This window comes from Caballeronia sp. LZ028 (assembly GCF_031451415.1).
GTDB lineage: Bacteria > Pseudomonadota > Gammaproteobacteria > Burkholderiales > Burkholderiaceae > Caballeronia > Caballeronia zhejiangensis.
This window is the reverse complement of the sequence record NZ_JARUXN010000001.1, coordinates 555,092-581,508: the sequence shown is the minus strand read 5'-3', so window position 1 is coordinate 581,508 and position 26,417 is coordinate 555,092. Positions and strand designations below refer to the sequence as shown.

The following is a 26,417-nucleotide window of genomic DNA, read 5'->3' as shown; positions in this document are numbered from 1 at the left end:
GGAAATGGAATCATAGCACGGGCGCGCACTCTAATTCTGCGTGTCAACTTACCTTTTCCCGGATAGAACCCTCGCATGGAACCGACGCCGATCATCACCTCGCCGCTTACGACCGAAGATTTCGCGGCCCTTGCCCGCGCGAAGGAATTGCTGGAAAGCCCGTCGCTGACGATGAAGCTGGCGAGTGTCGTCGGCGCGCCCATCGAAAAGCTGATGGGCCGCTTGCCGGCCGCCGCGCAGGAAAAAGTCGACGACGCGACGCAGCTCGCGCTGAAGAAATGCCTTCAGGTCGCGCTGCGCACGCTCGGCAAGAGCGCGCCCTCCGATTCGCTACTCGCGCCGCCGCCCGACAAGCCGCACAACCTGATGCACAAACTCGCCGTCGCGACGACCGGCGCGGCGGGCGGCGCATTCGGACTGTTCGCGTTGCCTGTCGAGTTGCCCGTCACGACGACGCTGATGTTCCGCTCGATCTGCGATATCGCGCGCAGCGAAGGCGAGGACGTGCATCGAGTCGAGGCGCAATTGCAATGCATGATGGTGCTCGGAATGGGCGGCACCAAAACCGACGACGACAACGCCGATCTCGGCTATTTCATCGTGCGCGGCGCGCTTGCGCAGTCGGTCTCGCGCGCGACAAACGAGATCGCCGCCAAGGGTCTGAGCAGTCACGGATCGACGGCGCTGCTCAAGTTCCTGCAGACGGTCGCATCGCGGTTTTCGGTGCAGGTCAGCGAGCAGGTCGCGGCGAAGTCGATTCCGGCGATCGGCGCGGTGCTCGGCGCGATGGTCAACACCGTGTTCATCGACCATTTCCAGCAGATGGCGCATGGGCACTTCACCGTGCGCAGACTCGAGCGTCGATACGGCGCGTCGGCGGTCGAGCGCGCGTATCAGACGATCGAGGTCATGGGCGGGCGATGAGCATTCGTCGCCGCCGCCGTCGATTCGATGAATGCGGCGGCGTGCGCGAGCGCTTCGCGCGCCTCGGGCATGAACGGCGCCCAGATCTGGAAGATGTGCGGCACGCCGCGCCAGATTTCCATTTCGACGCGCACGCCCGCCGCGCGCGCTTTGGCTGCGACGCGGGTGGCGTCGTCGAGGAGCAATTCCGTATCGCCGGCCTGGACGAAGAGCGGCGGCAAGCCTTCGTAATCCCCGAAAACGGGCGACGCGTAAGGATTGCGCGCGTCCGCCGCGCCGAGATATTGCGCGGCTACTTTGGGAAACGCCGACGCGTGATACATCGGATCGCGGCCGTCGTTGGTTCGCATCGACTCGCCGCTGCACGTCAGATCCGTCCACGGTGAAAACAGCACGGCTGCGGCCGGAAGCGGATCGCCTGCGTCGCGCAGCGAGAGAAGCGTCGCGAGCGCGAGGCCGCCGCCCGCGGAATCGCCCGCGATGACGATCGATTGCGCCGGCACCCCGTTTTCGAGCAACCGACGATAGGCCGCGACGCTATCGTCGAGCGCCGCTGGAAAGCGATGTTCCGGCGCAAGACGATAATCAAGCGAGAAAACGCTGGCATTCGCGCGGGTCGCCAATCCGAACGTAATCGCTCGATGACTGCGGGGCGAGCAAAAGTAATAACCGCCGCCGTGCAGATAAAGAATCGTTGCGCGCGGCGTTGTCGGCGGGATGAGCCATTGGCCGCGCAGCGGTGCATCGCCGATTGTCTCGCGGATGTCGAGCCGCCATCCTTTCGGCACGCGCGGCGACCAGAGCCGGCGCGACGCGTAGTCGCGCGCGAGTTCGACGTCGAGCGTGGGATGCGCGCTGTGCGGACGCACGCGTTTCGCTACGACCCAGCACGCGAAGGCGCTTTGCCAACTCATCGTCGCCGAGCGTCAATCGGCAGGCACCACCTGACCGCGTATCTCGCCGGTCGGGTTCTCCTGCGTGTGAATATTGAAATACCACTGACCCGCCATGAGATCGGTGACTTGCGGGTCCGTCAGCGTCGCTTGTCCTTTCATCGGGCTCGCGAGCGCTTTCTTGTCGACGGGCACTTGCACCTTCGCGTTCTGCCCGACCGGCGCGGGGCCGTGGAAATGCGCCATCGTCACCGGACCCGATAGATCCGCATAAGTCGCGGTCCAAGTCAGCACTTTAGTGTCGGTGTCGAAAGTGGCGTCGAGGATGCCGTGGCCTTTGCTCACGCGCGGCGGAACTTCGCTCGAAGGCTGGAGGTTCGCTTTTAGCGCGACGGAGTCGGCGTGAGCGGGGCTCGCGGCGAGCGTCGCGAGCAGCAGAATGGGTATCCAGCGGACATGTGGTCGGCATGTCGAGATCATCATTGCTCTCCTGGTCGCGGTCAGTGCGCGTTTTGCTGGTAGGACCGCATCGCCATGGTAGATCAATTCAAATGCGTGACGCATTTCTCTTCGGTGAAAGCGGGCGCGCCAATGCGAAAAGGGCGCCTCGCGGCGCCCTTCTCTAGCTAGCTACAACAGCTTGGTACTGCTCAAACCGCTTTAGAAGCGGTGACGGATACCCGTCGTCAGGAGAACCTGACGGCTGCTCGAGGAAGCGTCGCCTGCGCCGCTGATAGCAGCGCGCGGGTACACGCCGTCTCCACCGCCGCTCGCGATCTGCACAACGCCTTCAGCATAGATGTCGGTGCGCTTGGACAATGCATAGTCCGTCTGCAAACCGAACTGGTGACGGCGAACGCGCCTGGACTCCTCCAGCGGATCTTCGGTCTTGGCGTACGTGAAGGTGTAAGCCGCACCAACCGACAGTGCCGGGCTAAGTGCGTAGCGGCCGTTGATTTCGTAGTTATTGGTAATCGACGAAGAATCAAGCGCGGCGTTGCTATTGTTGTCGAGGCGGATCTGCGTCCAAACCAGACCGAACGTCATAGCACCGGTCGTGAAACTACCGCCCGCACCGAACGTACGCACGCGTGCTGTGTCTTGATCGGCCGGAGTGAACAGCGTTACCGGAACCTCCGTGATCGCGCCGACGTTGTTCGAGTTGTAACCGTTCGCTTGCGTGTATGCCGCGCCGAACTTGAACGGACCATTCGCATAGCCCGCACCGAGGCTGTATGCACGGTTTGCGGCGAAGCTGCCCGCGGTGTTCGAGAAGCCGTATGCGCCAGCGAACGACAGGCCGGAATAGTTCGCACTCACGAACTTGATGGAGTTGTTAATGCGGAAAGCGTTACCGTCCAGATTGTCCAGATCGCCCGGGTGCGCGAAGTACGTGCCGCCCCACGAGCCGGTCGCGCTCAACGGGCCGAGATAGTCAGCAACAGCGTCGTTCTGACGACCGAGCGTCAGAGTACCCGCTTGCGCCATCGACAGACCGACGTAAGCCTGACGGCCGAACTGGCGACCATCGCTGGTGCCGTTCGCGATGTTGAAACCGTTTTCCAACGTGAAGACGGCTTTCATGCCACCGCCGAGGTCTTCAGCGCCGCGCAAGCCCCAACGGCTGTTCTGCAGATTACCGCTGGTCACGCCCCACGCGCTTGCCTTTTCGTAGCCTGCGCCGAACGGAGCTTGCACGTTGTTGACGTACGTCAGGCCCGCATCGACCAGACCATACAGCGTGACGCTGCTTTGCGCGCTTGCAGCAGTTGCGAACGAACCGGCCAGAGCGGCGACGGCCGTTACGATCAGAGTCTTTTTCATGTGTATTCCTTTGAGTCTTGAGACTCGATGGGTTGCTTCAGGCCAAACGCCTGTCGAGTTCGGACTCCCGTCTTCGCTCGTCTTGTTCAGCACCGATATTCGGCACGGCAAAGTTTATTGCCCGCTATTTTTGAGAAACCGCCAAAGGAATCACAAAAACCTTTTCGAATAATTCGAAAAGTTCAATTTCGGGATGGGTTAACGCTTAGGCCGCATGGACTTACGCGTCATCCGATTAGCGCCGTGCGAACGCGCCTATGGACACGAGTTGCGTTCATGCCACAGTGGTCGCATTGAGACATTCGTCTCCGATCAGAACACTCCGATTCCCCAGCATGTCATCGCGCTCTAACATCGCGCACGCGAGGCCGCGCTTTAGCCGCCGGCATTTATCGGCATACTCGAAGCGTTCGAAATGCGCTTCTCACATCGATCGCTCAATGAATCAACTCCAGGCGATGCGCGTCTTCCTGAAAGTGGCGGAAACCGAATCGTTCGGCCGTGCCGCCAACGCGCTCGATCTATCCAACGCCGTGATAACGCGCTACGTCTCGTTGCTCGAGGCGCATCTCAACACGCGCTTGCTGAACCGCACGACGCGCAGCGTGTCGCTAACCGAGGCCGGTCGCGCCTATGCGGACGGCTGCCGTGCAGTGATCGAACAGATCGAGACGATCGAAGCGTCAGTGGGGAACAGTTCGGTCGACCCTTCGGGCACGCTCAAGCTCGTCGCGTCGGCATCATTCTCATTGCTCGGACTCACGCCAATGCTGCGCGGATTCCGCGAGCGATACCCGAACGTGAAGTTGCGCTTGACGCTGCTGCATCGTCCGGTCGATCTCGTCGCGGAGGGCTTCGACGTCGGCATCGTCGTGCCGCATCTCGTGAACAGCGGCATGCTGATCAACCGCCCGTTGGTGAGAGTCGCGGCGGTGCTCGTCGCCGCACCGGCTTATCTGGCGCAACGCCGCGCGCCCGTCGGGCCGGCATCGCTGGCGTCACATGAGTTTCTCGCGCCGTCTTCGGATATCCATGGATCGACGTGGTCCTTCATCGGACCGTCGGGAGAGACGGAAAGCGTCGAACTCGATCCGGCATACAGCGTGAACAGTTCGCACATGCTGCGGCAGGCGGCGCTTTCCGGAATGGGAATCGCGGTGCTCCCGGAGAGCTACGTGGCGCAGGATATCGAGGTGGGTTCGCTCGTGCGACTGCTGCCCGGCCATACGCTCAAGGACGCTGACAAGGAAGTGTCCATCGTCTACCCGGGACGCCGGCACGTTTCGGCCAAGACACGCGCGTTCGTCGATTTCGCGCTCGCCTATTTCCGCGATGGCGAACTCGCCGATGCGAGTCCCTGCACACCTACGGAATAAGAAAGCGCCCGGTCAGAGAATTGCGGCGCCTTGCGCGTGGATACGGTCCACGAGCTGCTCGCATCGCGCGATCAACGCAAGTCCCTCGCGACGGCGCACGTCGCGCGATTTCACATGCAGATCGCGACGAAACTCCTCCAGCGCGCCGAGCAGCGGCCGATACTGCAACACGCTCGCCGCCCCGACGACGCGATGATGCCAGTCCCGCAGATCATCGACCGTGCCGCGATCGAGCAATTGCCGAAGCGCCACGAGATCCTCGCGGAACGACGACACGAACGCATCCAGCAATGCCTTGACGGTCGCTTCGCTGCCCCATAGTTGCGCCATGGCGCTCAGATCGAGTTCGTCATCGTCGCGGGCCGGCACATCGGTTCCCTGAGCGGAATGTGTAACGGCTTCGGGCGCAGGATTATTCGTGATCCACCATCGGTTCAGATGCTCCCGCAAGGTAGCGAGCCGGGTCGGCTTCACGAGACAGTGGTCCATGCCCGCCTCACGGCACTTGCGCAATTCGTCGGGCGCCGTGCTCGCCGTGACGCCGAGGATCGGCAAGCGACGCGACGCGCCGGCTTCATCCGAACGGATGCGTCGAGCCAGTTCGTAGCCCGTCATGTTCGGCATGTGACAATCGGTAATCAGGAATCCGTATCGGGTGTCAGCGAGGGCAGCGTATGCCTCGGCGCCGTCGTGCACGACATCGCACGCGAAACCCAGCAGGGTAAGCTGATTTCGGATCAGCTCCTGATTCACCGGATGATCTTCGGCGACGAGCACGAGCCTGCCGCTGCGCAGCGCGTCTTCCCGGTCGGGCGCCACCATCTTCGCTTCGTGCGAATGCGTGACGCCCGATGCGACCTGCGGCATGCCTGTCAATGCGGCGACGCAGGCCGCGCCGAGGCCGTGCCATGAAATCGGATTGACGCTCACGCGGATGTCGTCTTCGAGAATGCGGTATCCGGTCGGCTTCGGCTTTTCGGTTACGTGGATCACACGCGAAGCGGATGGCGAAGCGTGCTTGTGCGTATCGCTCAGAAAGACGATCTCGATGTCTTCGAGCAACTCGTGTTCTGATCGCGCGAGTTCGTCGGGCGTGTAGCGCAGCAATTGCAGACCAAGCGCCTCGCCATAGTGCACGAGGGCCGCCGCGACGCGATCGTCGTCGATCGCCACGATGCCTCGCTTGCCGCGCAATCCGTCGATCTGATAATGCAAGGTCTCGACGGGCATCGTGAGACGAACGGTCATTGCCGTGCCGACGCCCAGCGCGCTTTCAAGGCTCATCGCGCCGCCCATCAGCGCGACGAGACGATTGCAGATCGTCAGGCCGAGCCCGGTGCCGCCGAAGCGCCGCGTCGTGGAGGTTTCAGCTTGCACGAACGGCTCGAAGAGGCTTCGCTGCGCGTCCGGAGCGATCCCGATGCCCGTGTCTTTCACGCACAGTTCGATCACCTGCGCCGACTCGGTGTGCTCGACCGCGCGAACGTGCAGCGCGACATCGCCCTTGATCGTGAACTTGATCGCGTTGCTCATAAGATTGAAGAGAACCTGCCTGAGCCGCACGCTGTCGCCCCTGACCGCCGCGGCCACTTCGGGCGCCACGTCGACGCGCACGCGCAGGCCCTTTTCGTGCGCTCTTGCGGCGAGCAGGCCCACCGCACTATCGACGAGTTCGCGCAAATCGATCGGCGTGGACTCGATCGTCAGCCTGCCGGCCTCGATCTTCGAATAGTCGAGGAGATCGTCCAGAATCTGCAGGAGCGCGCTCGCCGAATCCTGAATCATGCCGAGCATTTGCGACTGGTCGGGGTTCAGACGCGTATTTTCGAGCACTTCGACGAGCCCGAGCACGCCGTTCATCGGCGTACGGATTTCGTGACTCATCATCGCGAGGAAGTCGTCCTTCGCGCGCGATGCGGCTTCGGCGGCGTCGCGCGCGCGGGCGAGTTCGTCGGCGCGGGCGTGCTCGACACTCGCGTCGGCCCAATAGCCGCTCCAGACCACGGCGCCGTCGTCTTCGCGGTGCGCGACGAGATCCGCGCGAATCCAGCGGTGCACGCCTTCCACCGTCGAACGAAACTCGGTGTGCAGCGGCTCGAGTGTCCGCGCCGAAGTTTCGATTTCCGCGAGAAGCCGGGCGCTGTCTTCGTCGTGGACGTGCGTCAGCGCGTGAATCGGATCGTCGGCCAGAGCGGCGACGTCCAGACCGAGCAACTGACGCGTATCGCCATCGATATAAGGAAGGCTGTACGTGCCGTCGCTCGCGCGGCGCAACTGGAACACGACCGCCGGCAGCGATCGCGTCACGTCGTGAAGACGCCGCTCGGTTTGCCGCGCGCGCGTTTCGGCGTCGCGAATATCGGTGATGTCGATCATCGTGCCGACGACGCCCGCTCGCTCCCCGTTCGACGCATTGAACGCGCCCGTCCAGAAAAGCCCGCAGCGCGAGTGATTGCTGTTGTCGGCAAATTCCGCTTCGACTTCCTGACGTTGACCCGTTTTGAGCGTCGTGCTGGTCAACTCGTGAAGCACGCGGCTGTGCGCGTCTCCCCACGCCGTGACTTCGACGCTCGTGCGTCCGAGAACGTCTCCGCGTCGAACGCCGAGCGCTTCTTCGAAGGCACGATTCACCGCGATGTAGCGATTCTGCATGTCCTTCGCGACGAGGGGATACGGCACCACCTCCATCATGGTCTGCTGGAAACTGAGTTGCGTAGCCAGACGCTGCTCGGTCTCCATGCGCCGTCCCATTTCCTGCTGCAATCGGACGAAAGCGCGCAGCGTCACGAACAGGACGGCTGCGATGCCGATGAGCGCAGGCAGCAAGCGCAACGCGGAGATATGCGTGGTCGCGGATGCCGCCTGCCTGGCGACGGCTTGCGTCTCGGCTTGCCTGAACGCCCGCTTGATCAACAGGTCGAGCGGCTGCAACTCGGAATGCATCGCGTAGTTCAAGGTTCCGGGCGGGCTCGGTGCGACGATCATTTCGATTTCGCCGCGTTGAAACGCCGATGCGGCCGTGGGCCAGTCGTTGAACCGCTTCGGCTCGAACGTGACGCCGAGGGACTGTTCGATTTTGGCGAGCGCGACTTCCGGCGGCTGAAGCGGCTGATCCGGACGACCGCGTGACGCTTCTATCAAGCCGACGGCGATCGGACTCAGCGTGCGCAAGTAACCGCGCTCGGGCTCATCGAGTTGGACGCTGGCCGTTGCGTCGTTTGTATTTTTTCGAAGTCCAGAAGTCGGCTGGGAAGCGTAGGCATGCGGGTCGGCCGCATTGCCGAACGATGGCGCGATCAGGCTGAAAAGGAGCAAACAACGCGCGAACAGAAATCTCAATTCGAATCCTTCGGATGCGGGCCGGCGCGGCAAGGACCGTTGCTGCGCCGTCTGAGCAAGAACTCGATGACGCCGATTCACGGCTTTTGACCGCTACGAGTCGCCGCGCTTCGTGCTTGCCTGTCGAGTGCAAATGTCTTGAGTCTGAGCCGCTGCGTATCAGGATCGAATCAGAACCGTCCCAATTTGCTCCTAAACCGGGCATCGGCGACGGCTACACCACTTCAGACCAGGCCGACTTGCTGAAAGTAGGCGACCAGCTCCTCCTCGCTATCGAGTCCCAGCTTGCGCATGCCGGCACGCTTCTGCGTCGCGATCGTCTTGCGGCTTCGTCCGAAGTGCTCAGCGATCTCATGGACCAGAAGACCGCGAGCGTAGAGCTGGAAGACCTCCCATTCGCGTCGGCTCAGTACGCCCACGCGCGCCGGCGATGTCGCGGGCAAATGGCGCACGGCCGCCTCCACGGTTGGGGAGAGGAAACAGCCGCCGGCTTCAGCGACGGATATCGCGTCGTGCAGGCATTCGAGTCCGTCGCGCTTGTCGATCACGCCGTCTACGCCGAGCTGAACGAGCCCGGCCAGCATTCGCGTTTGGCAGATCATCGTGAGCACGATGATCCTCGGCCGCTTTTCCTGCCAGGTCAGACGCCTGAGAAAGGTGATCGAGCTGCTTTCCCCGTCGATACCGCGCATACCGATGTCGGAGAAGATGAAGTCACACGGCGTGGTATCGATTGCTTCGGCAAGTTCCAGCGTGTCGCACGCGGTGGCGACCACGCGCACCGCGCCATCTCGCTCGAGCAGGGTTTGAATACCCTTGATGACGACCGGATGGTCATCCGCAACGATGGCGCGTTTCGGCGTTCTTGTTCTCATTCTGTTATGCGTTCTTGCTGGCCTCAGGGCTTGCGCGGCGTGCGCGCTATGCGATGCGTCTAGATCAAGCCACTGTCCGCGATAAATCGATACAAATCCGCGTCTGTCGATAAATCGAGCTTTCGCATGGCCGCGCATTTTTGGGCGCTGATCGTCTTCACGCTGCGATCGAGTTCCTTCGCGATCTCGGTGACATTCGCGCCGCGTGCATAGCGCTCGATCACTTCCAGTTCGCGGCTCGTGAGCCGCTGACGAATGAAACGCGCGTGGCTTTCGGAATCCGCGAGCGCGAGCGTGCGGCGTATTGCGGGCCCGAGATAGGTTTCATTGGCGATGACCGAAACAATCGCGACGTAGATCAGTTCGAGCCGGTCTTCCTTGCTTAGAAACGCGTGGGCTCCCGCTTCCAGCGCCTGCTTGACGAGCGCGGCGTCGCCGCTGCGCGACATGACGACGATCCTGACCTCCGGATACTGGTTCGCCACATGCTGAATCAGCTCGACGCCGTCGCCGTAACGTCCGCCCGGCATGAAATAGTCGATGACGACGACGTCGCACTCGCCGCGAGCAAGCGACTCTTCGAGTTGGGTCGAATTAGCGTGACGACTTACCACCTCTACATTGGGAAAATTCCCAGCGAGTCGCTCGACGGCGAGGATGACGAGAGGATGATCATCCGCTATTGCGAGCCTTATCCGTTTAGCGTGCGAGAACACCTGGTTCCCGTTCCAGAACTCCATTGCCTCAAACCCCTTCTAGTCCTGCGGACCAGAATTCACATCCAAAAAAGAGAAGGTCGATCATCCGGCATCGAAAAATTTAGATACATAAGATGCATCCGAAACCATTTCAGTGCGCCAAAAACTCATCCTAATCCGCGTGCGCGCACAAACGCGAATAACCCGGGATCGTTTCTTACGCCTAGCTTATTCATCGCATCACGTTTCTGACGGCTGATCGTGCGAACATCGCGATCGAGTTCTTTTGCTATTTCGGTAATCGAATGGCCTTTGGCAAACAGGCGGACGACTTCGATCTCTCGCACGGACAGGCGCGGCTCCTCCGGCGAAAATTCGGTCTCCGTGCCCGCTTCCGCAAGCGCCGCGACAAACGAGGCGCTCACGAAACGGCGTCCGACGCTCGCATGCCGCACGGCCGTCACCACGAGTTCGATGGGTTCGGCCTTGTTGACGAGGCTCATCGCGCCGGCATTCAGGATGGAGCGCAAAATCGCGACGTTGCTCACGCTGGTGAGCACGACGATGCAGAGGTCGGGGAAATCCTGGCGCACCTTGCGAATGAGACGGAGGCCGTCATTTGCATCCACGCCCGGCTCGGGCATGGCGAAGTCCGTGACCAGCACATCGCACGGCTTGACCGCGAGTTCTGCCAACAAAGTGCTCGCATTATTCGCCTCGCCGACGACCTCTAATCCGTCTGCGGCGGCGAAGATGGCCTTCATCCCAAGGAGAACGAAAGGATGATCGTCAGCCAGTACTATTCGAAGCTTCAAGAGGCCCCCGGTTATTCTTGGTCTCGGTGAAAATGCTTGTGGGCTGCAACGGCGCGCAACGGATTAATCCACGCGGCACGATTAAGCACGGCTTTCCGATTCGCGTTTACCAGAAACACATAAACCGCAAACCTTCAAAAACCTCAATTAGATGACGACAAGCAAATAAAGATTGCGTTTATTTTCTCGGATAATCGCCTCAAAAATAGAATGTGACCAATTTGCAGGCCATAGGATAAATCCGATTAGACTGCGGAATAGTTGGTGTGCACTTGATGGCGTACGAGCGCGACTACCAGGCGCCGAGCGCTGAATAGGCTCCGGCGCGAGCAATAGATCACACCGCAATCAGGAAGCGCCTCGCCGACTCAAAAAAATGGGCCTCAGGCTGATTCAGCCAGAGGCCCATCTTCCGATGCGCGAATTGTCGGTGATTCTTTAGAACGGGATATCGTCGTCCATGTCGTCGAAGCCGCCGCCTGCCGGCGCGCTCGGGCGGCTGGAACCGCCGCCTGCTGAGCCGCCGCTCGCACGACCGCCCGCGGGCGCGCGTCCGCCACCGCCACCGCCGCCCGAACGATCCATCGGCGCGCTGCGGCTGTAGCCGCCATCATCACCGGCACCGGCGCCGCCGCGACCGCCGAGCATCTGCATCTGATCCGCGACGATTTCGGTCGAATAGCGCTCCTGGCCCGATTGATCGGTCCATTTGCGCGTGCGAATACGCCCTTCGATGTAAACCGACGACCCCTTCTTCAGATATTCGTTGACGATTTCGGCGAGCCGGCCGAAGAACGCCACGCGATGCCACTCCGTGAGTTCCTTGAATTCGCCGGAGGCCTTGTCCTTGTAGCGGTCCGTCGTCGCGAGACGAATATTGGCCACGGCGTCGCCGCTCGGGAGGTAGCGGGTTTCCGGGTCGGCGCCCAGATTGCCCACGAGAATGACCTTGTTGACTGATGCCATGATTTCTCCGGTAGATTCCTTGCTAACTGTCAGCCGAAAGATGCGATTGGACCGATCTCGTCTTCAGACGTGGATTCGGTTGCACCCTGTCGGCTCGATTCGATGATTCCAATTTCTCTCAGGCCGCGCGCTCTGTTCTGCGCGGTGGCGGCTTCATCCATGCAGCGACGATGAGCCACGCCAACACCAGCGCCGAACACGCGAAGAAAACCGCGCTCGGCCCGTCGAGCTTCAGCAGCCAGCCGCCGATCACCCCGCCGAGGGCAAGGCCGATCGACTGCGTCGTGTTGTACACGCCCGCCGCCGCGCCCTTTCTCGTGCCCGGCGCAAGCTTCGACACCAGAGACGGCTGCGACGCCTCCAGCACGTTGAAGCCGAGAAAGTACACGAACAGAATGGCTGCCACGGACCACAGCGTATGGGGAGCCGCGCCCAATAACAACTGGCCGATCAGGATAAGCCCGATCGCACTCAGCATCACGCTCTTCATTTTTCCACGTTTCTCGGCGGCGATGATGGCCGGCACCATGAGCACGAACGCGAGCGCCATCACGGGCAGGTAAATCTTCCAGTGCGATGCGACCGGCAACCCGCCGTCCACCAGAATGCGCGGCACGACGAGGAAAAGCGCGGTCTGCGTCGCGTGGAGCACGAGCACGCCGAAGTTCAAGCGCAACAACTCGACGTTGTGCAGCACTTCCGCGAACGGCGCCTTGACGTGAACCGGATGCGCGGGCGGATCGGGCACGATCCAGAACACCACGCCCACCGCGAGGATCGACAGAACGCCGATCACCGTGAAAAGCCCGCTCATGCCGACCCAGTGGAACACGATCGGCGCGCCGACGATCGCCACCGCGAACGACACGCCGATGCTGCCGCCGACCATCGCCATCGCCTTCGTGCGGTTTTCCTCGTGCGTGAGATCGGCAATGAACGCGATCACCGCGGACGAAACGGCGCCCATGCCCTGGATCACGCGCCCGGCGATGATCCACGTCATCGAATGCCCGGCGGCCGCGACGAAGCTGCCCACCGCGAAGACGAGCAAGCCGAACGCGATGACCGGCTTGCGCCCGAGCTTGTCGGAAATCCAGCCGTAGAAGATGTAGAGCATCGACTGCGTGACGCCGTAGGCGCCAAGCGCAATGCCGACGAGCAGCACGTTGTCGCCGCCGGGGATGGTTTTCGCGTACACCGAAAACACCGGCATGATCATGAAAAGACCGAGCATGCGCAGCGCGAAGATGGCAGCGAGCGACACGGTCGCGCGCAACTCCGGCGCAGACAGACGTGTGGACGTGGCAGACGGATTGGACATCAGAAACGGGAAAAGGATGAGGGTCGCGTCTGGCCTGGCCTGCGGCGCAGCCAGGCGCGGCCGCCTTGTTCTTGCTCGAAACGGCACTATATGGAATCGCACGGCTAAAAGCGCGCCGCTCGATGCGTCGGCGCTCTCCCGTACTTGGCCGGCAAGTCCCCGCGCCGGCCGATCGACGCGCGTCCGGCCCTTGGGCTCGGGCGCTGCGCCCTTTAAAAGTCGTTATAGTAGCAGGTTTGGCCCCCTCTCTTTCCGCCCGGCAATGGCTTCGTGGCCCGTCCGGACAGATGAAAGCGCCGCTGAAAACATCCGAAAGCACCCGAAAAACGCCGGAACGAACTCGTGGAAGAAATTCGTATTCGTGGGGCTCGCACCCACAATCTGAAGAACGTCAATCTCGACTTGCCGCGCCATAAGTTGATCGTGATCACGGGGCTGTCGGGGTCGGGCAAGTCGTCGCTCGCGTTCGACACGCTCTATGCGGAAGGCCAGCGCCGTTACGTGGAAAGCCTCTCGGCGTATGCGCGGCAATTTTTGCAGCTGATGGAAAAGCCGGACGTCGATCTGATCGAAGGTTTGTCGCCGGCCATTTCGATCGAGCAGAAGGCCACGTCGCACAATCCACGCTCGACGGTCGGCACCGTCACTGAAATTCACGATTACCTGCGTCTTTTGTACGCGCGCGTCGGCACGCCGTATTGCCCGGATCATCTGATTCCGCTGGAGGCGCAAAGCGTCTCGCAAATGGTCGACGCCGCACTCGCGCTGCCTGAAGAAACCAAGCTGATGATCCTCGCGCCGGTCGTCGCGGATCGGAAGGGCGAGCACGTCGAGCTGTTCGAGGAAATGCAGGCGCAGGGTTTCATCCGCTTTCGCATCCGCTCGGGCGGCGGCACGGCGAACGAAGGCGTCGCGAAAATCTACGAAGTCGATTCGCTGCCGAAGCTCAAGAAGAACGACAAGCACACGATCGACGTCGTGATCGACCGTCTCAAAGTGCGGCCGGACATGAAGCAGCGCCTCGCGGAATCGTTCGAAACCGCGCTGCGTCTCGCCGACGGCCGCGCGATCGCGCTCGAAATGGACACCGAAAAGGAGAAGCTCTTCAGCTCGAAATTCGCGTGTCCGATCTGCTCGTATTCGCTGCCGGAACTGGAGCCGCGTCTTTTCTCGTTCAATAATCCGATGGGCGCGTGCCCGGAATGCGACGGTCTCGGACAGATCACGTTCTTCGATCCGAAGCGCGTGGTCGCGCATCCGTCGCTGTCGCTCGCGGCGGGCGCGGTAAAGGGCTGGGACCGGCGCAATCAGTTCTATTTCCAGATGCTGCAGAGCCTCGCGGCATTCTACGAATTCGAAATCGACGCGCCGTTCGAGGATCTGCCCGAGAAAGTGCGCAAGATTCTTCTGTACGGCTCGGGCAAGCAGGCGATTCCGTTTTCGTACATTAACGAGCGCGGGCGCGCGTCGGTCCGCGAGCATGCGTTCGAAGGCATCATCCCGAATCTGGAGCGGCGCTATCGCGAAACCGATTCGGCGGCGGTGCGCGAAGAACTCGCGAAATACCAGAACAATCAGCCGTGCCCGGCGTGCGAAGGCACGCGTCTGCGGCGCGAAGCGCGCTTCGTGAAAGTCGGCGCAGAAGAACAGGCGCGCGGCATCTATGAAATCAGCGGCTGGCCGCTACGCGATGCGCTCGGCTATTTCCAGACGCTGCGTCTGGAGGGCGCGAAGGGCGAAATCGCCGACAAGGTCATCAAGGAAATCGTCGCGCGGCTCTCGTTTCTGAACAACGTCGGGCTGGATTATCTGTCGCTGGAACGCAGCGCGGAGACGCTTTCGGGCGGGGAGGCGCAGCGCATCCGGCTCGCGTCGCAGATCGGCTCCGGCCTTACGGGCGTGATGTACGTGCTCGACGAGCCGTCGATCGGCCTGCATCAGCGCGACAACGACCGGCTGATCGACACGCTCAAGCATCTGCGCGATATCGGCAATTCGGTGATCGTCGTCGAGCACGATGAGGACATGATCCGCATGGCCGATTACGTCGTCGACATGGGACCGGGCGCGGGCGAGCACGGCGGCGTGATCGTCGCGCAAGGCACGCCGGTGCAGGTGCAAAAGGACGGGAATTCCATTACCGGGCAGTATCTGTCCGGCAAGCGCACGATCAGCTATCCCGCCGAGCGCACCGCGCCGGACGAGCGCATGCTGCGCATCGTCGAGGCGTACGGCAACAATCTGAAGCGCGTGACGCTCGATTTGCCCGTCGGACTTCTGACCTGCGTGACGGGCGTGTCAGGCTCTGGCAAGTCGACGCTCATCAACGACACGCTGCAGCACGCGGTCGCGCAGCATCTGTACGGCTCGGCGACGGAGCCCGCACCGTACGAGTCGATCGAAGGTCTCGAACACTTCGACAAAGTGATCGCCGTCGATCAGTCGCCGATCGGCCGCACGCCGCGCAGCAATCCGGCCACTTACACCGGACTGTTCACGCCCATCCGCGAACTGTTCGCAGGCGTGCCGGCGGCGAAGGAGCGCGGCTACGACCCCGGCCGCTTCTCGTTCAACGTGAAGGGCGGCCGCTGCGAAGCCTGTCAGGGCGACGGCGTTCTGAAGGTAGAAATGCACTTTTTGCCGGATGTCTACGTGCCCTGCGACGTGTGTCACGGCAAGCGCTACAACCGCGAGACGCTGGAAGTCCAGTACAAGGGCAAGAACATCAGCGAAGTGCTGGACCTGACGGTCGAGGCCGCGCACGAGTTCTTCAAGGCGGTGCCGGTGGTGGCGCGCAAGCTGAAAACGCTGCTCGACGTCGGTCTCGGCTATATCCGGCTCGGCCAGTCCGCGACGACGCTATCGGGCGGCGAGGCCCAGCGCGTCAAGCTTTCGCTGGAACTGAGCAAGCGCGATACCGGTCGGACGCTATATATCCTCGACGAGCCGACGACCGGTTTGCACTTCCACGACATCGCGCTTTTGCTCGAAGTGATTCATCGATTGCGCGATCAGGGTAATACTGTCGTAATCATCGAGCATAATCTCGACGTAATCAAAACCGCCGACTGGGTCATCGATCTCGGTCCGGAAGGCGGCGCCGGCGGCGGGCAGATCATCGCCCAGGGGACGCCGGAGCAGGTTGCGAAGTCGAAGGCGAGCTTTACCGGCAGATATCTGGCACCCTTGTTGCAACGAGCCAAATCGGCGGCCTGATTCACGGCGCCGGTCTGGCTGCCGAAGCGCTGTCAGCCGGACCGTCGAAATGCGCCGCGCGCGCCGCGGCACGAATAACCGTCGTACGCAGCAGGGGAAAAGGAACGCAGTCATGGCGAAGCGCAACGAAGCGGCCAACGAGGAAGCGCGTGTACGGGACCTGCCCACGCGCCACGTCAGGCTGACGAGCGACATGAGCTTGCCGAAGCTGTCGGCGGTGGAGATCGGCAGCTACGTCCTTGCGCTGCTGGCGCTGTATCTCACGCTCAGGCTGCAATTGCTCGGCGGCCTGCTCGCCGGCATGCTGGTTTTTCAGCTTACGCACATGATCGCGCCGCTGATCGAGCGGCATGTGGTCAGCCGGGGCGCGCGTCTCATCGCGGTCGGGCTGATTTCGGCGATCATCGTCGGCGGGCTGACGGGCGCGACCATCGCCACCATCGAACATTTCGAGCGCGACTTCCCGAGCGTCCAGAAATTGCTCGATCAGCTGATGAGCATCACGTCGAGCGCGCGGCTGTCCGTGCCCGACTGGCTCGCGAATTACCTGCCCGTGGACACCGTGCAGATGAAGGACAAAGCCACCGAGCTGATGCACAAGCACGCCGAGATGCTCCAGCAAGGCGGCAAGGAGATGGCGCGCGGCTTCGGTCATATCGTAATCGGCATGATCGTCGGCGCGATTATCGCGGTGAGCGCGCCGCGGGCGACGCACCATCGGCTGCCGCTTTCCACCGCGCTCGTCGCGCGCGTGTCGCGCTTCTCCGATGCCTTCCGCCGCATCGTGTTCGCGCAAATCAAGATTTCAGCGATCAACGCAGTCTTCACCGCGCTCTATCTTCTCGTCGCACTGCCGCTCTTTCACGAACGGCTGCCGCTTTCGAAAACGCTCGTGCTCGTCACGTTCATCGTCGGACTGCTGCCGGTTATCGGCAATCTCATTTCGAACACGATCATCGTCGGCATTTCGCTGTCGGTGTCGTTCGGCACGGCGGTCGCGTCGCTCGCGTTCCTGATCCTGATCCACAAGCTCGAATACTTCCTGAACGCGCGCATCATCGGCGGGCAGATCGAGGCGCGCGCGTGGGAACTGCTACTCGCGATGCTCGCAATGGAAGCCGCGTTCGGCATTCCCGGCGTCATCGCCGCGCCGATTTTCTACGGATATATCAAGCGCGAGCTGATTTATCTGCGGCTCGTCTGAGCGTAAAAAAGCCCGCCTGAACCGGCGGGCTTTGTCTTTCCGAAAGCGCGATTTAGCGGAACACGACCGTCTTGTGTCCGTTGAGCAGAATGCGATGCTCGGCATGCCACTTCACCGCGCGCGCGAGCGTCACGCATTCGACGTCGCGGCCGATCGCCGTCAGTTGATCCGGCGTCATGTTGTGATCGACGCGCTCCACTTCCTGCTCGATGATCGGGCCTTCGTCGAGATCGGACGTGACGTAGTGCGCGGTCGCGCCGATCAGCTTCACGCCGCGATCGAACGCCTGATAGTACGGCTTCGCGCCCTTGAAGCTCGGCAGGAACGAGTGATGAATGTTGATCGCGCGTCCCGACAGCTTCGCGCACAAATCCGGCGACAGAATCTGCATGTAGCGCGCGAGCACGACGAGATCGGTGTCGTGCTGATCGACGATTTCCATCACGCGCGCTTCCTGCGCGGCCTTCGCTTCGGACGTCGCGTTGAGCAGCGGAAGATGATGGAACGGGATGTCATAGCTCGCCGCGAGCTGATAAAAATCCTTGTGATTCGAGATGATCGCCGGAATCTCGATCTGCAATTGCCCGGTGCGATAGCGGAACAGCAGATCGTTCAGGCAATGGCCAATCTTCGACACCATGATGACGACGCGCGGCTTGACCGATGCGTCGTGCAGTTCCCAGCGCATGCCGAATTCATCGGCGAGATCGCTGAACGACTTGCGCAGCGCGTCGAGGCCCGGATCGCCGCCGACTTGCTGGAAATGCACGCGCATGAAGAACTCGCCGGTGCGGCTGTCGCCGAACTGCGCGGAATCGAGGATATTGGCGCCGAGATTGAACAGGAAGCCCGACACGGCATGCACGATTCCCGGCCGGTCCGGGCACGACAACTTCAGATAAAAACTATGTTCGGTCGACATGACCTTTCCTCGTTCGGTTCTTTCAAATTTGCGGCGCTTCGAACAGCGCGTCGATGCCTTCGCACGCGTCTTCGTCGATCCACTGATGACGCAGCATGCAATCGAGCGTCGCGAGACTCGCATCGACGGTGAGCTTGCCCTCTTCGATCCAGCGCGCGACGTCCTCGATGCGCGCAAGGCGATGCTCGCCGACTTCGCCGTCCTGATTGTGCGGCGCGAAATCGGGCGGCAGGGAGACGTCGTACACGAAGATCTGCTCGGCCTGCGTGCCTTCCGGAAGCGACTGAAGCACATGAAACGTGCGGCCGGGCGTCGCCGTCGAAGCGAGTTCGGCGCTCATGCCCGCCTCTTCCCAGCATTCCTTCACGAGCGTCGGCATGAGTGCGAAACCCCAGCCGATGCCGCCCGCGACGACGTTGTCGAGCATGCCGGGATCGGTCGCCTTGGTGTCGCTGCGGCGCGCGATCCACAACTGCGGCGCCTTATCCCGGTATTTTACGATGCCGTTCAGATGCACCGCGTAGGTCATCGTGCCGAAGAAGCGCGACGCCGCACGCTCGATGAACGCGAGCGGCGCGGCGTCGAAGCCGTTGCGGATCGCGTAGGTTTCGTCGCGCCAACCGGGAATCTTGCCTTCGGCGAAAAGCGCGCCGATGACCGCGCCAAGCGCGGCGCTGCGCGCGTTCACATCGGCGAGCGCTGCGTGCAGGCGAACCGAAGCGGCGTCGATCACGAAGACGTCCGGCCAGCGGCGCAGCGCGTCGACGTCGGATCGGCGAATCCAGCCGACGCGTTCATCGCCGATAAAGAACGATAGGTGCGCGGCGGCGTCGAAGCGGCGTGCGGCAACGATCGAAGCGAGCGGCATCTCTCAGTCCTTGAGCGCGACGCGAATGCCGAGCGCGATGAACGTGACACCCGCGAGCCGGTCGAGCCACACGCCCACGCGCGGACGGCGCTTCAGCCACGCGCCGATCATTCCCGCGCCGATGCCGAAAAGCGAAAACACGACGACCGTCTGCAGCATGAAGAGCGCGCCGAGTTCGAACATCTGCAGCATCACGCTTTGCGCGCCGTGCGGATCGACGAACTGCGGCAGGAACACGATGAAGAACAGCGTCACTTTCGGATTCAACATGTTGCCGATTACGCTCTGGCGGAACACGGTCGTAAGCGGCTGGCTCGGGCGCGCGTGCGCGGTCGCGAGGCCGTGGCTGCGCAGCGCCTTGATGCCGATCCACACGAGATACGCCGCGCCCGCCAGTTTCACCGCCTGAAACGCCATCGGCGACGAACGCAGCAGTGCCGCAATGCCGAGCGCCGCGAGCGTCGTATGGAAGATCACGCCGAATGCGAACCCGCACGCCGCGACCACGCCCGCGAGCCGTCCTTGCGAAATGCCGCGCGCGAGCACCTGAAGATTGTCCGGCCCCGGCGCGACGGTGATCGCGACGGAAGCCGCGAGAAAGAGCAGAAAGTTGGGCATGTCAATGTCCGGCGAATTCGCACACGGTATAAAGCGGCACGCCATTTTCGCGCAGCAGTTTCGAGCCGCCGAGATCCGGCAGATCGATGATCGCCGCCGCCTCGACTACTTGCGCGCCGAGCCGCTCCAGCAGGATCTTGCCGGCCATCATGGTGCCGCCGGTCGCGACGAGATCGTCGACGATCACGACGCGGTCGCCCGGCTTGCACGCATCCTCGTGAATCTCGACGGTCGCGCGGCCGTATTCCAGCTCGTACGACTGTTCGAGCGTCTTGTACGGCAGCTTGCCCTTCTTGCGGATCGGCACGAAACCGAGGCTCAGCTCGTACGCGAGAATCGGCCCGATGATGAAGCCGCGCGCGTCCATGCCGGCGATCACGTTCACGTTTTCGTCGATATAGCGCTGCACGAACAGGTCGATCAGCATGCGCAGCGCCTTGCGGTCTTGCAGGATGGTCGTGATATCGCGGAACTGCACGCCGGGCTGCGGCCAGTTATCGACGGTGCGCACGCGCTCCTTGATGAAACGCGCGGCGTCGAGCTGGGCGTGCGAGGGGGTAATGGACATGACTTCTCCGGAGTCCGCGCCGTGAGGCCGCGCGTTCGCCTTGGTGACAAAAGAGGGAAGCTAGGCTGCCCGGCGATTGCGCGAGAGCCGTTCCTCGGCTTGCGCCAGCACTTCGGGCAGGCCGCGCAGCACGACGATATCGTTCGCGCGCAGCTTGGTTTCGGGGTCCGGTGCGACGCCCCGGATGCCGTGGCGCCGGATCGCGGTCACTTCGACACCGTTGCCGACGAGTCCGAGATCGTCGAGCGAATGCCCGACGGCTTCGGAATTTGCGTCGATGGGTACGGATTGTAGCCGGACCTGCTCGTGGCCATCGTCGTCGTCGACGTCGTCGGCGCCGTGGAAATAGCCGCGCAGCAGGCTGTAGCGCGCATCGCGCATTTCCTCCACGCGCCGCACGACGCGGCGCATCGGCACGCCCATCAGGACGAGCGTGTGCGATGCGAGCATCAGGCTGCCCTCGACGATCTCCGGAATCACTTCCGTCGCGCCCGCCGCGGTGAGCTTTTCGAGATCGGCGTCGTCGACGGTGCGCACGATCACCGGCAAAGTCGGCGCGAGTTCGTGGATGTTGTGCAGCACGCGCATCGCGGACGGCGTGTTCGCGTACGTGATCGCGACCGTCGCCGCGCGATGCAGGCCCGCCGCGAGCAGCGATTCGCGCCGTCCGGCATCGCCGAACACGACCGATTCGCCCGCCGCGGCTGCCGCCGCCACGCGATCCGGGTCGAGATCGAGCGCGACATACGAAATGCCCTCTTGCTCCAGCATGCGCGCAAGGTTCTGTCCGGCGCGGCCGTATCCGCAGATGATGACGTGGCCGCTCTGCTTCAGGCTCTGCGTCGCGATTTTCGTCATTTGCAGCGATTGCAGCATCCATTCCGTCGACGAGAGCCGCAGCACGATCCGGTCCGCGTTCTGGATGATGAACGGGGCGGCGAGCATCGAGAGCAGCATCGCGGAAAGAATGGCTTGCAGGATCGTGGAATCGACGAGATGCGAATCCAGAATCAGATTCAGCAGCACGAAGCCGAACTCGCCCGCCTGCGCGAGACCGAGGCCCGTACGCATCGCGACGCCCGGCGTCGCACCGAAGGCGCGCGCGAGACCGGTGATCATCACCGCCTTGAGCAGGATCGGCACGACGAAAAAGCCGAGCACGAGAAACGGATGCTCCCAGATCACGCGCGGATTCAGCAGCATGCCGGTCGTCACGAAGAACAGACCGAGCAGCACGTCGCGGAAAGGCTTGATGTCCTCTTCCACCTGATGCCGATACGGCGTCTCCGCGATCAGCATGCCCGCGATGAACGCGCCGAGCGCAAGCGACAGACCGAACTTGTCGGTGATGAACGCCGCGCCCAGCGTCACGAGCAGCAGGTTCAGCATGAACAGCTCTTGCGAGCGGCGCCGCGCGACGAGGTCGAACCAGCGCGTCATGAACTTCTGGCCGATGAAAAGCAGCACCGTCAACGCGATGACGATTTTCACCGCGGCGATGCCGAGCCACATCGCGAGCTGCGACGACTGGCCGTTGCCGAACGCCGCGATGATGATGAGCAGCGGCACGACCGCCAGATCCTGAAACAGCAGCACGCCGAAGATGTTGCGGCCGTGCTCGGATTCGAGCTCGAGCCGCTCGGCGAGCAGCTTGCTGACGATGGCGGTCGAGGACATGGACATCGCGCCGCCGAGCGCGAAGCTCGCCTGCCACGACATGCCGATCCAGAAATTGGCGATCCAGCCGAAGATCATCGCGAGCGCGATGGTCGCGCCGACCTGGCTCGCGCCAAGTCCGAACACGATGCGCCGCATCGAGCGCAGCTTCGAGAGCGAAAACTCGAGCCCGATGGAGAACATCAGGAACACGACGCCAAATTCGGCGAGATGCTGCGCGCGGTCGGTGTCCGGCGCGATGCCCGCCGCGTGCGGCCCGACGATGATGCCGACCGTCAAATAGCCGAGCATCGGCGGCAGGTTGAAATAGCGAAATACGACGACGCCTGCCACGGAGCAGAGCAGCAGCAACAGCGTCATTTCGAGCGGAGAAATCGGCATCCGACTAGCGTCCTCGTTCGTCAGCGTTCCGAGGCGCGTGAATCGGGCGCTCCGGCATCTTAAAAAGGCCCCTGACGACAGGGCTTGCGGGGGCGGATAGACGGCGGCGCACCGGGCTCCGTAGGGGGCGGCCCGGAATCGCCTTTGCTATACTCCGCGCATGATAGCGAAAATCAATGGCGACCGGGCGCTGGCGCTGGCTCGCAACGTAATTCAGATCGAAGCCGACGCCGTTCGCGGGCTCTCCGAACTCCTCGACGACAACTTCACGAACGCGGTCGAAACGCTGCTCGGCTGCCGCGGCCGCGTGGTCGTCTCGGGCATCGGCAAGTCGGGCCACGTCGCGCGCAAGTTCGCCGCGACGCTCGCCTCCACCGGCACGCCGGCGTTCTTCGTGCATCCGGCCGAAGCGAGCCACGGCGACCTCGGCATGGTCACCGCCGACGACATCTTCATCGCGCTGTCGAACTCGGGCGAAACCGAGGAGCTCGTCGCCATTCTGCCGCTCATCAAGCGGCTTGGGGCAAAGCTGATCGCGATCACCGGCCGTCCCGAATCGAGTCTCGCGCAACTGGCGGACATGCATCTGAATGCACGCGTCGAAAAGGAAGCGTGTCCGATGAATCTCGCGCCGACGGCCAGCACGACCGCCGCCATGGCGCTCGGCGATGCGCTCGCCGTCGCCGTGCTCGACGCGCGCGGCTTCGGTCCCGACGACTTCGCGCGCTCGCATCCGGGCGGCGCGCTCGGGCGGCGCCTGCTCACCTATGTGCGCGACGTGATGCGCGTAGGCGACGAAGTGCCGGTCGTTTCGCTCGACGCAACCGTTGCGGACGCGCTCTTCCAGATCACCGACAAGCGCATGGGCATGACCGCGGTCATCGACGAAAATCGTCACGTCCACGGCATTTTCACCGATGGCGACCTGCGCCGCATCCTGCAGCGCGACGGCGATTTCCGCGCGTTGAAACTCGCCGATGTCATGACCCGTAATCCGCGCACGATTGCGCCGGATCATCTCGCGGTCGAAGCCGTGGAACTGATGGAGCGCTTTCGCATCAATCAGATGCTGGTCGTGGACGCCGATGCGACGCTGATCGGCGCACTGAACATGCACGACCTCTTCTCCAAGAAGGTAATTTGATGGCGCAGAAGCCTCTCACCGCCGCCGAACGCGCGAGCCGTCTGAAGCTGATGGTGTTCGACGTCGACGGCGTTTTCACCGACGGCAGTCTCTATTTCACCGCCGAAGGCGACGCGATGAAGTCGTTCAATTCGCTCGACGGCCACGGCGTGAAGATGCTGCAGTCGGTCGGCGTGCAGACGGCGATCATCACGGGACGGCAATCGGGCATCGTCGCGGCGCGCGCGCGCGAGCTGGGCATCACGCATCTCTATCAGGGCGTCGGCGATAAAACCGTCGCGCTCGCCGAACTTCTCGAAGCCACCGGCATCCCGGCCGACGAATGCGGCTACATGGGCGACGACTGGCCGGATCTCGCGGTGATGCGCCGCTGCGGCTTTGCGGCCGCGCCCGCGAACGCGCATCCCGAAGTAACTCAGCGCGTGCACTGGGTCGCGGAAGCGCGCGGCGGCCACGGCGCCGTGCGCGAAGTCTGCGACGCGATCCTGCGCGCGCAACATCGCTACGACGAACTGCTCGCCGCAGCGCTCGGAGGCTGAGGCCATGCCGCGCCCCGGAAAGCTCGCCTCGCTCCTGCCGCTTCTCGCGGTGGCGGCGCTGGCCGGCATCACCTACTGGCTGCTGCAGGCCACGCTGCCTCCAGCACAGCAGGCGCCCGCGCCCGAGAAGCGCCACACGCCCGACTACTTCGCCAACAACTTTTCGGTTTCCGAGCTCGACGCCACCGGCACGACGCAATATCGTCTGACGGCGAAGTCGATGGTGCATTACGAAGACGACGAGATCAGCGAGCTCACGCTGCCCGCGATGCGAATGTTCCAGCCGATGAAGCCGACCGTCACGGCGACGGCCCAGCGCGGCACGGTCAATGGCGACGTCTCGATCGTCGATCTCTACGACGACGCGCGCATCGTGCGCGCGGCCGGTTACGGAGATCCGCAGATGCAGGCGGATTCCCAGCATTTTCGCGTGCTGGTGAACGACGATGTCATCGAAACGGAAAAACCGGTTAGACTTCAGCGCGGCCCGTCGGTGATGACGGCCTCTGGCATGAACTACAACAACGTGACCCGGGTGATGAAGCTGTTCGGTAACGTGCGCGGCGCGATCGCAGCCACGGATATCAACGGCGGTTCGTCCAAGTAATCCCGGCACTCCCATCCGAATTGTGACTGCATGAACGAAAGGTTCCCTCGTCCCGATGGCGGCCCTGCGCGCGCAATGCTCGCGCGCCGTGCCACGCACGCCGTGCGGGCCGGGCTCGCTGCCGCCCTGACCATCGCGGTCGCGCTGGCCGCGCTGCCGGCGCACGCCGAAAAGGCCGACCGCGACAAACCGCTCAACATCGAAGCGGACAACATGTCGTACGACGATCTCAATCAGAAGAACATCTTCACCGGTCACGTAGTCGCGACGAAAGGCACGATCGTGATCAAGGCCGACCGCGTCGAGGTGACGCAAGACCCGCAGGGTTATCAGTACGCCACCGGCACGTCTACCGGCAACAATCTCTCGTATTTCCGTCAGAAGCGTGACGGTCTGAACGAGTACATCGACGGCAACGCGGTGCGAATCGATTACGACGGCAAGAACGACTTCACGAAGCTCACGACGCGCGCCGTCGTGCGCCGCCTGCAAGGCCTGACGACCGTGCAGGACGAAGTGCACGGCAGCGTGATCACCTATGACGGCCAGAAGGACTTCTACACGGCAAGCGCGGGCAAGGACCAGGCCGGACCCGGCAATCCGAGCGGCCGCGTGCGCGCGATGCTCGCGCCGCGTTCAGGCGGCGCCGCGCCGCTGAACGGTTCGCCTGCCACGCTTTCTCCGTCGAATACCATTCAAGGAACGCCGCAGCAGTGAATTCGCCCGCCATGCCCCACCGTAAGCCGGAAGGCGAGTCGAGTTCGCTCGTCGTCCGCAATCTGAAGAAGCGTTACGGCTCGCGCACCGTGGTGAAGGATGTGTCGCTCGATGTGAAGAGCGGCGAAGTGGTCGGGTTGCTCGGCCCTAACGGCGCGGGCAAGACCACGTCGTTCTATATGATCGTCGGCCTCGTGCCGCTCGATGCCGGCGAAATCGATCTCGACGGCAACTCGATCAGCCTTCTGCCCATCCACCAGCGCGCGCACCTCGGCCTGTCGTATCTGCCGCAGGAAGCATCGGTGTTTCGCAAGCTCACTGTCGAGCAGAACATCCGCGCGGTGCTGGAACTGCAAACCGATGCGTCGGGCAAACGCCTGTCAAAAGACGCCATAACACAGCGCGCCGAAGCCTTGCTCGACGAGTTGCAGATCGCGCATCTTCGCGAGAATCCGGCGCTGTCGCTGTCGGGCGGAGAGCGCCGTCGCGTCGAGATCGCGCGGGCGCTCGCGACCAACCCGAGCTTCATCCTGCTCGACGAACCCTTCGCGGGCGTCGATCCTATCGCGGTGCTGGAAATCCAGAAAATCGTGAAGTTTCTGAAGCAGCGCAACATCGGCGTTTTGATTACCGACCATAACGTGCGCGAGACGCTCGGCATTTGCGATCACGCGTACATCATCAGCGACGGCACCGTGCTCGCGGCGGGCGCGCCGAGCGAAATCATCGAGAACGAAAGCGTGCGCCGCGTCTATCTCGGCGAGCATTTCCGCATGTGAGCGCACCGTCGCAAAGGCCGCATTGATAGTGCGCCGCATCATGCGAAAGTTGCAAAACTTACGTGCCGCCCCCGTGGGCGGCATGCGCTTTTTTGGAATCCCCGCGAGGTTTCGCGCGCGTGGCAAACTCTCTACAATGATTAAAA

Annotated in this window: 24 protein-coding genes; 10 read left to right on the top strand and 14 right to left on the bottom strand. The window is 62.7% G+C overall.

Going from position 1 to position 26,417, the window contains the following annotated elements; all coding sequences use genetic code 11:
• The first annotated feature begins 75 nt into the window (after positions 1-75).
• Positions 76-924 (top strand): EcsC family protein, encoded by an 849-nt coding sequence (locus QCE58_RS02805; RefSeq protein ID WP_008351653.1) that lies wholly within the window; start codon positions 76-78, stop codon positions 922-924.
• Here the strand turns inward: QCE58_RS02805 and QCE58_RS02800 are convergent.
• The 3 genes from QCE58_RS02800 to QCE58_RS02790 form a co-directional block, all read right to left on the bottom strand.
• On the bottom strand, positions 894-1,838 hold the full coding sequence (locus tag QCE58_RS02800; protein ID WP_250480253.1) for an alpha/beta hydrolase: 945 nt from the start codon (positions 1,836-1,838) through the stop codon (positions 894-896). The two genes, QCE58_RS02805 and QCE58_RS02800, sit on opposite strands and share 31 nt — an antisense overlap.
• Positions 1,839-1,850: 12 nt before the next feature.
• The gene (locus QCE58_RS02795; RefSeq protein WP_250480309.1) at positions 1,851-2,297 is read right to left on the bottom strand and encodes a CHRD domain-containing protein; all 447 of its coding nucleotides are present in this window, start codon (positions 2,295-2,297) and stop codon (positions 1,851-1,853) included.
• A 180-nt stretch (positions 2,298-2,477) separates the two neighbouring features.
• Entirely contained in the window at positions 2,478-3,641 is a 1,164-nt protein-coding gene (locus tag QCE58_RS02790; protein ID WP_175979781.1) for a porin, read from the bottom strand.
• A gap of 440 nt (positions 3,642-4,081) precedes the next feature.
• On the opposite strand from QCE58_RS02790, the gene QCE58_RS02785 reads away from it, so the two are divergent.
• The gene (locus QCE58_RS02785; protein WP_008351657.1) at positions 4,082-5,017 is read left to right on the top strand and encodes a LysR family transcriptional regulator; all 936 of its coding nucleotides are present in this window, start codon (positions 4,082-4,084) and stop codon (positions 5,015-5,017) included.
• Between the two features lie 12 nt (positions 5,018-5,029).
• Here the strand turns inward: QCE58_RS02785 and QCE58_RS02780 are convergent, their stop codons facing one another.
• Complete coding sequence (locus QCE58_RS02780; protein ID WP_250480252.1) at positions 5,030-8,188, bottom strand: ATP-binding protein; 3,159 nt, start codon at positions 8,186-8,188, stop codon at positions 5,030-5,032.
• Positions 8,189-8,278: 90 nt separating this feature from the next.
• Here QCE58_RS02780 and QCE58_RS02775 point away from each other — a divergent pair, with 90 nt between their 5' ends.
• Entirely contained in the window at positions 8,279-8,446 is a 168-nt protein-coding gene (locus tag QCE58_RS02775; protein ID WP_160172875.1) for a hypothetical protein, read from the top strand.
• A gap of 134 nt (positions 8,447-8,580) precedes the next feature.
• On the opposite strand, the gene QCE58_RS02770 is transcribed toward QCE58_RS02775, so the two are convergent.
• The 5 genes from QCE58_RS02770 to QCE58_RS02750 all read right to left on the bottom strand — a co-directional run bounded on the left by QCE58_RS02770 (position 8,581) and on the right by QCE58_RS02750 (position 13,031).
• Entirely contained in the window at positions 8,581-9,231 is a 651-nt protein-coding gene (locus QCE58_RS02770) for a response regulator transcription factor (RefSeq protein ID WP_250480251.1), read from the bottom strand.
• Positions 9,232-9,290: 59 nt separating this feature from the next.
• A complete protein-coding gene (locus QCE58_RS02765; RefSeq protein WP_033536541.1) occupies positions 9,291-9,971 on the bottom strand; it encodes a response regulator transcription factor in 681 nt (226 codons plus the stop codon).
• 125 nt (positions 9,972-10,096) lie between these two features.
• Positions 10,097-10,744 (bottom strand): response regulator transcription factor, encoded by a 648-nt coding sequence (locus QCE58_RS02760; protein WP_033536542.1) that lies wholly within the window; start codon positions 10,742-10,744, stop codon positions 10,097-10,099.
• Positions 10,745-11,182: 438 nt separating this feature from the next.
• Entirely contained in the window at positions 11,183-11,710 is a 528-nt protein-coding gene (locus QCE58_RS02755) for a single-stranded DNA-binding protein (protein ID WP_250520910.1), read from the bottom strand.
• A 118-nt stretch (positions 11,711-11,828) separates the two neighbouring features.
• Entirely contained in the window at positions 11,829-13,031 is a 1,203-nt protein-coding gene (locus QCE58_RS02750; protein WP_075583486.1) for an MFS transporter, read from the bottom strand.
• A gap of 342 nt (positions 13,032-13,373) precedes the next feature.
• Between QCE58_RS02750 and uvrA the strand changes: the two genes are divergently transcribed.
• On the top strand, positions 13,374-16,247 hold the full coding sequence (gene uvrA, locus QCE58_RS02745; RefSeq protein ID WP_175979777.1) for an excinuclease ABC subunit UvrA: 2,874 nt from the start codon (positions 13,374-13,376) through the stop codon (positions 16,245-16,247).
• A gap of 112 nt (positions 16,248-16,359) precedes the next feature.
• On the top strand, positions 16,360-17,451 hold the full coding sequence (locus QCE58_RS02740) for an AI-2E family transporter (RefSeq protein WP_008351668.1): 1,092 nt from the start codon (positions 16,360-16,362) through the stop codon (positions 17,449-17,451).
• A gap of 52 nt (positions 17,452-17,503) precedes the next feature.
• On the opposite strand, the gene purU is transcribed toward QCE58_RS02740, so the two are convergent.
• From purU to QCE58_RS02715, 5 genes are read right to left on the bottom strand one after another with little or no spacing between them, the layout of a single operon-like run.
• On the bottom strand, positions 17,504-18,373 hold the full coding sequence (gene purU, locus QCE58_RS02735) for a formyltetrahydrofolate deformylase (protein WP_008351670.1): 870 nt from the start codon (positions 18,371-18,373) through the stop codon (positions 17,504-17,506).
• 22 nt (positions 18,374-18,395) lie between these two features.
• A complete protein-coding gene (locus QCE58_RS02730) occupies positions 18,396-19,241 on the bottom strand; it encodes an NUDIX hydrolase family protein (RefSeq protein WP_250480250.1) in 846 nt (281 codons plus the stop codon).
• A 3-nt stretch (positions 19,242-19,244) separates the two neighbouring features.
• On the bottom strand, positions 19,245-19,859 hold the full coding sequence (locus QCE58_RS02725; RefSeq protein WP_250433608.1) for a LysE family translocator: 615 nt from the start codon (positions 19,857-19,859) through the stop codon (positions 19,245-19,247).
• Between the two features lies 1 nt (position 19,860).
• Positions 19,861-20,427, bottom strand: coding sequence for an adenine phosphoribosyltransferase (locus QCE58_RS02720; RefSeq protein ID WP_008351675.1), 567 nt, complete (start codon positions 20,425-20,427; stop codon positions 19,861-19,863).
• 60 nt (positions 20,428-20,487) lie between these two features.
• Positions 20,488-22,485 carry a monovalent cation:proton antiporter family protein gene (locus QCE58_RS02715; RefSeq protein ID WP_008351676.1) on the bottom strand — a complete coding sequence of 666 codons (1,998 nt, stop codon included), beginning with the start codon at positions 22,483-22,485 and terminating at the stop codon, positions 20,488-20,490.
• 160 nt (positions 22,486-22,645) lie between these two features.
• Here QCE58_RS02715 and kdsD point away from each other — a divergent pair, with 160 nt between their 5' ends.
• Genes kdsD through lptB form a run of 5 tightly spaced genes read left to right on the top strand, consistent with a single transcriptional unit; the run spans position 22,646 to position 26,271 of the window.
• Complete coding sequence (gene kdsD / locus QCE58_RS02710; protein ID WP_008351678.1) at positions 22,646-23,629, top strand: arabinose 5-phosphate isomerase KdsD; 984 nt, start codon at positions 22,646-22,648, stop codon at positions 23,627-23,629.
• On the top strand, positions 23,629-24,168 hold the full coding sequence (locus QCE58_RS02705) for an HAD family hydrolase (RefSeq protein WP_175979774.1): 540 nt from the start codon (positions 23,629-23,631) through the stop codon (positions 24,166-24,168). Before kdsD ends, QCE58_RS02705 begins: the two co-directional genes overlap by 1 nt.
• A gap of 4 nt (positions 24,169-24,172) precedes the next feature.
• A complete protein-coding gene (gene lptC / locus QCE58_RS02700) occupies positions 24,173-24,775 on the top strand; it encodes an LPS export ABC transporter periplasmic protein LptC (RefSeq protein WP_008351682.1) in 603 nt (200 codons plus the stop codon).
• A gap of 30 nt (positions 24,776-24,805) precedes the next feature.
• Positions 24,806-25,492 carry a lipopolysaccharide transport periplasmic protein LptA gene (lptA, locus tag QCE58_RS02695; protein ID WP_033536543.1) on the top strand — a complete coding sequence of 229 codons (687 nt, stop codon included), beginning with the start codon at positions 24,806-24,808 and terminating at the stop codon, positions 25,490-25,492.
• 11 nt (positions 25,493-25,503) lie between these two features.
• The gene (lptB, locus tag QCE58_RS02690) at positions 25,504-26,271 is read left to right on the top strand and encodes an LPS export ABC transporter ATP-binding protein (RefSeq protein ID WP_085955336.1); all 768 of its coding nucleotides are present in this window, start codon (positions 25,504-25,506) and stop codon (positions 26,269-26,271) included.
• Positions 26,272-26,417: the final 146 nt, after the last annotated feature.